The organism is Paenibacillus sp. ICGEB2008, from assembly GCF_000307675.1.
Taxonomy (GTDB): Bacteria; Bacillota; Bacilli; order Paenibacillales; family Paenibacillaceae; genus Paenibacillus; species Paenibacillus polymyxa.
In genome coordinates, this window is the sequence record NZ_AMQU01000016.1 from 506,340 (window position 1) to 515,363 (window position 9,024).

Genomic DNA, 9,024 nt, shown 5'->3' on the forward strand with positions numbered 1-9,024 from the left:
TCGTAAATAGAGAGAGGAATGAATGAGTTTGACAAAGAAAATGTGGATTGTGACGATGCTTTTGTCAGTCATTGTCATTCTTAGCGCCTGTAGTGGAAAGGTAAATCAGCCAGACGAAAAGCAAAATCAAGCTTCTGGTGAATCAAAGTCAGCTGCAACGAAAACAGTTAAGACGATTCATGGGGATATTCAGATTCCGATTCATCCTCAGCGGATTGTAGTAGATATGTACCAGAATGATTTATTAGCATTAGGAATTAAACCTGTGGGAAGTGTTAAATATTATCTGGATAATCCGTTTTCAAAGGATCTTGTACAAGGCATTGCAAGCATTGGAGACCGCGGTAGTGTATCCATTGAAAAAGTATTGGCTCTACAGCCGGATATGATTCTGATTGGTTCCAAGGATGCTTCTGAATATGAAAAATATAGTAAAATTGCTCCGACGATAGTCATCCCTTATGGAACATACAAGAATGTGCATGAGGAACTGACAGCTTTTGGTGAGCTGCTGGGAAAAGAACAGGAAGCCAAAACATGGCTTGCCCAATACGACCAGCGATTGCAAGCTGCACGTGACAAATTAAAGGGAATTGTTCAACCCGGGGATACTTTCACAGTAATGGAAGCCACAGATAAAGAATACTATGTATACGGTGATAATTTTGGCAGAGGAGGACAGGCGGTTTATAGAGGATTGAATTTGACACCTCCACCACTTGTCCAAAAAGAACTATTAGGCGAGACTCAATGGAAGTCAATTTCCAAGGAAGTTATTAATCAATATGCTGGCTCTTACATTTTTCTGACGGTTAACAAGGATTTGAGCGGTTATGAAGGAGACAGCATATGGAAATCACTAAGTGCAGTCCGGAATGGGAAGGTTTTTGAGCTTCAGGAGGATCGATACTGGTACTTCGATCCTATCGCTATTATGGGGCAAGCTGAAGAATTGGCAGATATGATCGTCCAGCGGAATAAAGAAAACGTCTCACAGAAGTAATGGTTTCGGTAATGTTGGCAGCCCTTTGGTATTTTTGCCGGAGGGCTTTGTTTTTTCACAAAATAGCAGGGCATTAGAGAATCGTCGAAATTTTGCTATTGAAGCCGTTGCCACATTAATTTACAATAGTAAAGATTGCTTGATAATAATTCTCATTATCAAACATTATCTCCACTACAGGTTTTCGTGATACCTACATACTATTCAACAGTAAGGGTGAACCATAGTTATGAAATTATCAGAATCTTCGGATAGTCCTGCTCAAAGTAATCACAATCAGCCGCCGACTCAATTTCACTCGCGGCCATGGGCGGCTTCGCTTATCCTGACAGCCGGATTAGCACTGTTAGCGTTCGGTATCGCTCTTTCTTTATCATTTGGTGCTGCCTCAATCAGATTGGAGGAGGTCTGGAACGCCGTCTTTCATTTTAATCCTGAGCTGCAAAACCATCAAATTATATGGGAAATCCGTCTACCTCGAATTCTGGGTGGTGTGTTAATCGGAGTTTGTTTTGCCGTAGCAGGGGCCATTATGCAGGGAATGACCCGCAATCCGCTTGCGGACTCTGGCTTGCTTGGGCTGAATTCGGGCGCCAGCTTGACGATGGCGATTTGCTTTGCTCTTTTTCCGGGTACTTCCTTTTTGCAGTTAATGTTGTATTCTTTTGTAGGTGCAGCCTTGGCGGTTGTGATGGTCTATGGTACAAGCGCTATTTCCAAATCAGGTATTACGCCAGTTCGTCTTGTATTGGCGGGTGCAGCTGTCACAGCGTTGCTGTCTGCCTTAGGTGATACGATCAGTTTATACTTTAATGTTGGACAGGATTTGGCCTTTTGGTACGCTGGGGGACTTAGTGGAACTAAGTGGGTTCAGCTAGGCATTGTCGTTCCGTGGGTTGTGGCAGCTTTTATCGGTGCTCTCATGTTATCACGCTCTATTACGTTACTTAGTCTAGGCGATGAAATTGCGTTGAGTCTTGGTCAGCGAACTGGGATGGTAAAGATCGCCGGGATGATTCTCGTATTGATCCTGGCGGGTGCCGCGGTATCGTTGGTTGGTTCTATAGGGTTCGTAGGGTTGATTATTCCCCATATTACGCGCAAACTGGTTGGGGTTGATTATCGCTGGATTATTCCTTGTTCGGCTATTATGGGAGCTTTACTTATCGTTTTTGCCGATCTGGCGGCTCGTATGATTAACGCACCTGAGGAAACACCAGTGGGCGTACTTATTGCCTTAATTGGTGTTCCATTCTTCCTTTATCTGGCACGTAAAGAAAGGAGGGCACTGTAAGATGAGTAACGTTACGAATGGGGCTATTGCCAAAGCAAGTCACCGTAAAAAAATCCATGATTGGATCGTTGTTATCATTTTGCTTGTATTGCTCGTTGCTGCATTCACCATAAGCGCGAATACGGGAACGATCCGGCTTTCGCCAATGGAGCTTTTTAGAACCTTGTTCGGACAAGGGACTCCACAGCAGGAATTAATTCTGTTTGAATTCCGGTTGCCGAGAATGGTTATTTCCATTCTGATTGGCGCAGGTTTGGCTGTTTCCGGTTGCATTATGCAGGGGGTATCGCGTAACAGCCTAGCGGACCCTGGTATTCTGGGGATTAATGCAGGCGCCGGGCTGATGGTTATGCTGTTTGTACTGCTTTTCCCATCGATGCAAACGATGAATTCATTATTTTTACTTCCCGCTCTTGCGCTCATTGGATCGGGAGCGGCTGCTATTCTGATTTATGCTCTTTCTTACAAAAAAGGCGAAGGTATTTCTCCGACAAGGCTATTGCTGAGCGGAATTGGGGTAGCGGCGGGTATCAGTGCTGCCATGATCATTATGACTCTTAAGTTAACACCTGAAAGCTACACGTTTGTAGCTAATTGGTTAGCAGGAAGCATATGGGGTTCAAATTGGAAATTCGTAATGGCTCTGCTGCCTTGGCTAATTGTATTGCTTCCTTTCGCATACTATAAAGCAAATGTTATGAATGTGCTTAATTTGGGGGATCAGACGGCATCCGGGTTAGGTACACCTATCGAAAAGGAACGTATTCTTCTCCTCGCGGCTGCGGTCGGACTGGCTAGTTCAAGTGTGTCGGTTAGTGGCGGAATCGGTTTTGTCGGTTTGGTAGCTCCACATTTGGCAAGAAAGCTGGTGGGTCCGAAGCATAAAATGTTGCTTGTAACGTGTGCTTTAGTCGGAGCACTTCTGGTACTCGTAGCGGATACGATCACACGAGCCTTACCTTTACAGAAAGAAATTCCGACAGGATTAATTGTTGCCATCATAGGTGCGCCATACTTCTTATATTTGCTGAGTCGCTCAAAAGGATAAAAAATAAAAAATAACCTTCAACACCACTAAGGAAGTGGAACTGAAGGTTATTTTTTTTATTTCTTGTAGCAGCCTTTCATCTCAACGGGAAGTATTCAAGGCATGAGAGGTTTGATGCAACTCTCTGATCATTTTATGCAACGTGTAATTTTCCTGCCGTGTCACACCGTGTTGATTTTCCTGAACCAGCAGCTGATGAATGTTTCGTTTTAAAATCTCACTTCGACGTTCCAGCATTTCGGTACTCATAAATAAATGAACACTCCCTTTGTCATGAATAAATCTACATTTTAGAAATAAGCATAGACTGAATATAAGGTTGCCTTTCGACTTCTTTAAGTATATCGTGCTGGATGATCAAGGGAAAACGGAACGAGACAGCAAAATACTTATCCTCATCATCCATACCGTGTCGACAGCTACTCACCCCATGAGTTCTTAGATATACTTCCTTATGCTGGCGATAACAGGAGATTAGGGACAATTAGCTTCACATATATGGAATCACTTATCAATTTGCTGGAAGCTGTGGTGAGGAGCCAACCAAAACTGCAAAGGTTACAACTACCTAATGAGAAGAAAAGAATAAGAGGCTATAACATTTATCATTATTTATATTGTGGATATACTGGCTGAACAGCTACTTGCTCAGGATCATGACCGAAGAACAACAGACTCGGCTTGACCTCCTGCACAATCTACTGAATACGGGCAATTGACTGGCGCGTCTGTTCACGGTCAAAGCCGTCAAATGGCACGTCGTTTGCGTAATTCTCCTGAGTATAGGCAACATCAATCGTCAGCATGATCGGACCCGATTCCTTTGTTGTGATCAGCGCGGACTGATGACCCGGCGAATGACCCGGAGTATAGAGCAGTTGCAAGCCCGGAACCAGCTCATGGTCCCCTTGGAGCAGTCGGTAATTCAAGTTCGTCTGCACGCATTCCGGCGGCGCATACTCTAGATTACCGATCGCAGCGTCTGCTTCGGTCTGCTGCACATAAATCGGTGTATTCGGAAAATGCGGATTGCCTCCGGCATGATCCATATGCATATGGGAGATAACGATGGCATGAATATCGTCTGGTTGATAGCCGATCCGATCCAATACTGCCACGATACTATCATTGGCTGTCATACGGGGGATGAAGCGTCTTTCAAACGGTGTACTTTTAAAATAATCCGGGTTGTCGATAAACGAATCTGGCATACCGGTATCAATGAGAATCGGACCGTGATCTGTCTCCAGCAGATACGACCAGATTTGCAGACGCACCAGTTCACCGGGCTGTGCATGATGGTTGAGTGAGGAGCGATCAATATCAAGCTGACCGACCGGCAACCAGTGCAATTTGTTAATCATACAATCATCCTCCAGTTTTAGTTTACATAATAATTATTATGTAGTAATAAGCAGGATTACAGCTGGTGGAAAGTGATGTTTGTATTTTTGTTTGTAAGATGGGGCGATGGAGGCCCATGTTTTCGCTGTAATGCCGCTCTTTCAAAAATTAATTTTTAATAGTTTAAATGATAAGACATGTAGGCGTCCAGCAGGAATCTGCCGTCAGACAGGCAGTATGTGTTGACGTATAATCGGATGAACAAAAAAGGGTAAGTACATAGACTGGACAAGAGAGACACGCTTTATTTATACTTAAAAAGGGCTCAAAAAACTGCGTATAATATAAATTATACGCAGTTTAGGTTTAAAACGACTTTTAGATGCTCTCCTGCATAAGATGTCGATTGGATTGTCGATAAAAATCAGACGAAAATGATCGTTTTACAGCATTTTTTGGATTTTGAACTGAATGGAGGCAAGCACGATGAAAAAAGAATTGCGTCATATGGATCTGGATACTATAGACGAAATTGATGAAGTGTATAATGAGGAGCTGGAAGCATTTTTGATCTGGATGAAGGATGCCGGATATACGATACATACGCAAAAGAATTACACAGGGGATGTAAAACAGTTTTTACGTACATTGCGTGATAAACCACTCGACCAGGTGAAAAAGATTCATGTGATGTCATATTTATCTAAAGCGCGGGAGGGAGGCGCCGGAGATAGTACGCGGAACCGGAAGCATGCTGCGGTGAATAGTTTTTTTAGAGCGCTACAGGAATTTGAATTATGCAGCACCAATCCGGCAGCGGGAATTAAAAAAGCAAAGACTGAAAAGAATCGTATGCCCGTTTATCTGGATGAGAAGGACATTCAGCCATTTTTGCTTGCGGTGGAAGGGAAATATGCAAATCGTAATATGGCTATTTTTCTGCTCATGGTCTACATGGGATTGCGGGTGGGGGAGGTCCATTCTTTGAATGTCTCGGATTACAGCCGAGAAAGACGCACATTAGATGTGTTCGGTAAAGGGCGTAAATGGCGTACCCTTCCAGTACCAACGGCTGTATGTGATTTTATAGAGCAAGCGTTGGAGGAAAGATTGACGCCGTGGAGAGGTAAAGAGGACGCGATGTTCGTATCCCAAAAAGGCCGACGTCTGGCAGTGCGTTCTATTCAACAGATTGCTACAGAAACGTTTGAACGATTCCAGGAAGAAAAGGGTATAGAACGTCGGGAGGCTTATTCCAGCCATAAGCTGCGACATACATTTGCGACAATGCTATTACGTAAAGGAGCAGACCTACGTACCGTACAGGAGCTATTAGGGCACTCATCCATCCAAACGACAACGGTATATACTCATGTTACAGATCGAGAAAAAGAAAAAGCGATGGATAAGCTGGATATTCAGATCCCAATAACGGGATTGTAAGTATGTTCCACGAGTGTATTGTATAATGAAATAAATTGGTTTACATAAATATTATTATGTAAACCAATTAAAAGAATTAAAACTTGAATTGTAAATTGTAACCATGATTTTACGTTCTTATTTAATAGCCAGTATCCTATGCTCTTGACAAAGGTAATATTTTGCTACAAGATTAGTGAGATCACTTTATAAATATGGTTTATGAAGTGGTCTCACTAATTTTGTAAACAAAGGAGCACTGTATGGAAAAAGCCAATACAAATTTAATTAAAGAAATAAACTTGAATCTGGTTCGCAAAGTATTGAAGCAGGTTAGCAAGGCCACAAAGCCCCAACTGGCCGCATTGACTGATTTAAGCGTGGTGACTATCAACACTCTTATGCAGGAATTGCTTAATAATGGAGAAATTTTTGAAGATGAAATCGTTCCTTCAAATGGTGGTAGACATGCGTTAACCTATCGTTTTAATTATGAGTATAGTCTGGCACTGATTATACACATTAATGAAAAACAAGGAATGGATGTAGTATCGACCACGGTAGTTAATTTAAACGAGGACGTCCTCATGAAAGAAGAACATCCCTTTCAAATTTTTGATGCTACACAATTTTATTCCATAATTCAAGATATCATTTCTCTTTATCCTTCCATTAAAGTTATTGGTATTGGAATCCCGGGACAATCTGTAGATGGAGAGATTACAGTCAGCAGTCATGAAAGGTTGAATGGAATTCGGCTGGCAGAGGATGTGCAGAGCCAATTTGGTTTGCCAGTTATTGTGGAGAATGATGTAAATGCGGCTGTATGTGGATACGTTTACAGAGAACAGATCGATGAAGATCAATGTGTGCTGGCTGTCTATTTTCCTGAAAATTCACCACCGGGGATGGGAATTTATTTGCGTAATGGGGTTTTAAAGGGCAAGCATGGATTGGCTGGTGAAATCAAATTCCTTCCGTCTATAGTTTGGGATGAAAGCAAGGGAAGAGAAGTTTTTTTCAATAGTGTATGTGAAATTATTCAAATATTACAGTCTGTATTCGATCCTAATCAAATTGTGGTCTATAGAGAGAATATAGAAGAAGAGGCTTTCTATCATTTTTTGGAAGCCTACAAAGCTAAGCATGAGATGCCTTTGTATCCTGACATTGTTCTCTCAGATTTATTTTATGAAGATTTTAAAACAGGGTTGAGAGGGTTAACTCTAAAAGAATTAGAACGTCCTATTATTGTCTTTAAATAATAATGACATCATCGTATTGAGCAGAGGAGGAAAGGAATGTTGGCAACCTGGTTTCTGATTATTATTTATCTAGCGTTTATTAGCTTGGGAATCCCGGATTCCCTGTTTGGGGCAGCATGGCCTGTGATGTGGCCGGAACTTGGGGCAGCTTTTGGGCCAGCTGGAATAGTATCCATGGTCGTTGCAGGCGGAACCATTGTATCAAGTCTAGCTAGCGGAAGTATCATTGAAAAAATAGGCACAGGTAAGATTACCCTAATGAGCTGCTTTTTGACTGCAGGAGCGTTACTTGGATTTTCTTTTGCGCCTTCATTATTTTGGCTTGTACTATTAGCAATTCCTCTTGGTCTTGGCGGGGGAGTTGTTGATGCAGCACTCAATCAGTATGTGGCTACTCATTATAAGGCACATCATATGAGTTGGCTGCATTGCTTTTGGGGAGTTGGAGCTACCATGGGGCCAATAATTATGTCTTTCTACATTTCGAACTACAATTCATGGAGAAGTGGTTACACAGCCGTATCCATGATTCAGTGGGGCCTTGTTATTATTTTGCTCATTACACTGCCATTATGGAAACGTGTTACCGCGATACAAAATCCCATTATTTCTGAATCCCCATCAGACTACTCACAGATGGATGACAATATCGTACAAGTTGAGAACATACCCAAACAAAATCCAATTCAAATGAAAGGAGTTAAGAACACGCTCATTGCTTTTTTGTTTTATTGTGGTGTGGAAGCCACGGTGGGCTTATGGGGAGCCAGCTATTTGGTAAGCGCAAGGAACATCACAGCCGACACTGCTGCTGGTTGGATATCTTTATACTATGGTGGAATCACGGTTGGCAGGCTTATTACGGGGTTTGTAACTATAAAAATAAATAATGGTATGCTAATCCGAATTGGCCAACTTACTGCTGTTGCAGGAGGACTCATTTTGTTGCTTCCTTTGCCTGTTGCCTTTTTATTACCCGGTTTTATTCTTATTGGTTTAGGGCTTGCGCCGATTTACCCTGGACTTCTTCATGAAACACCAACACGGTTTGGTAAGGAAAATTCCGCTAAACTCATGGGGTATCAAATGGCAGTTGCTTATACAGGAACGACTTTGCTCCCGCCCATTTTTGGGATTATAGCTTCACAGGTAAGTATTCATTTTTTTCCAGTTGCAGTCGTTGTGTTCCTTCTTTTTATGCTGCTCAGTTCAGAACAAGTGAATCGGATACTGAAGAAGAAAATTTTGAAGAGTTAAGACAAATTACAACTTGACCTGAAACGCGTTTCATCGGCTAAAGTAAATATATAACCTAAAAGAGAAAGGAGAGTACCCTATGATCTCACTCATTTTATTATGTTTAGTTATATGGGGGGGAACGTATTGTTGTGTAGTGTTATCAAGAGATCCTATAGAAGTAAAGCCTTACCGCTCCATCGATGATTTTTTCGAGTAGCTTTGTATCCACTTAATAAAGGTCTTTTTTTTACTAACTTTATTAACATGTTTAATTAAGTGATTTATGAAGTGAATCGAATCTGTTTCGAGCCCATTACATTGGATAGGTTTTGCTAAAGGTCGAGATACGAATACAAGGGAGTGGGACAATGTGGGGATTGAAAATGTCTTAGGTTAATAGAGACTTTGA

At 42.0% G+C, this 9,024-nt stretch carries 7 protein-coding genes and 1 pseudogene; 6 read left to right on the forward strand and 2 right to left on the reverse strand.

What is annotated here, in order from left to right; genetic code table 11:
* The first annotated feature begins 22 nt into the window (after nucleotides 1–22).
* The 3 genes from C400_RS0117415 (at nucleotide 23) to C400_RS0117425 (ending at nucleotide 3,345) form a co-directional block, all read left to right on the forward strand.
* The gene (locus C400_RS0117415; protein ID WP_016820752.1) at nucleotides 23–1,003 is read left to right on the forward strand and encodes an ABC transporter substrate-binding protein; all 981 of its coding nucleotides are present in this window, start codon (nucleotides 23–25) and stop codon (nucleotides 1,001–1,003) included.
* Nucleotides 1,004–1,232: 229 nt separating this feature from the next.
* Nucleotides 1,233–2,297, forward strand: a complete 1,065-nt coding sequence (locus tag C400_RS0117420) for a FecCD family ABC transporter permease (protein ID WP_017427752.1) — start codon at nucleotides 1,233–1,235, stop codon at nucleotides 2,295–2,297.
* Between the two features lies 1 nt (nucleotide 2,298).
* Nucleotides 2,299–3,345: a FecCD family ABC transporter permease gene (locus C400_RS0117425; protein ID WP_017427753.1), complete on the forward strand. Its 1,047-nt coding sequence runs from the start codon at nucleotides 2,299–2,301 to the stop codon at nucleotides 3,343–3,345.
* A gap of 81 nt (nucleotides 3,346–3,426) precedes the next feature.
* Here C400_RS0117425 and C400_RS28025 read toward each other — a convergent pair whose 3' ends face one another.
* Both C400_RS28025 and aiiA read right to left on the reverse strand, forming a co-directional pair.
* Nucleotides 3,427–3,594, reverse strand: coding sequence for a hypothetical protein (locus C400_RS28025; protein WP_007432475.1), 168 nt, complete (start codon nucleotides 3,592–3,594; stop codon nucleotides 3,427–3,429).
* A 359-nt stretch (nucleotides 3,595–3,953) separates the two neighbouring features.
* A pseudogene (aiiA, locus tag C400_RS0117435) lies at nucleotides 3,954–4,709 on the reverse strand (quorum-quenching N-acyl homoserine lactonase AiiA).
* Nucleotides 4,710–5,175: 466 nt separating this feature from the next.
* Between aiiA and C400_RS0117440 the strand changes: the two are divergent.
* From C400_RS0117440 to C400_RS0117450, 3 genes are all read left to right on the forward strand, one after another.
* The gene (locus C400_RS0117440) at nucleotides 5,176–6,132 is read left to right on the forward strand and encodes a tyrosine-type recombinase/integrase (protein ID WP_017427755.1); all 957 of its coding nucleotides are present in this window, start codon (nucleotides 5,176–5,178) and stop codon (nucleotides 6,130–6,132) included.
* A 242-nt stretch (nucleotides 6,133–6,374) separates the two neighbouring features.
* Nucleotides 6,375–7,376, forward strand: a complete 1,002-nt coding sequence (locus tag C400_RS0117445) for an ROK family protein (protein ID WP_017427756.1) — start codon at nucleotides 6,375–6,377, stop codon at nucleotides 7,374–7,376.
* Between the two features lie 36 nt (nucleotides 7,377–7,412).
* A complete protein-coding gene (locus C400_RS0117450) occupies nucleotides 7,413–8,633 on the forward strand; it encodes an MFS transporter (RefSeq protein WP_017427757.1) in 1,221 nt (406 codons plus the stop codon).
* Nucleotides 8,634–9,024 lie beyond the last annotated feature (391 nt).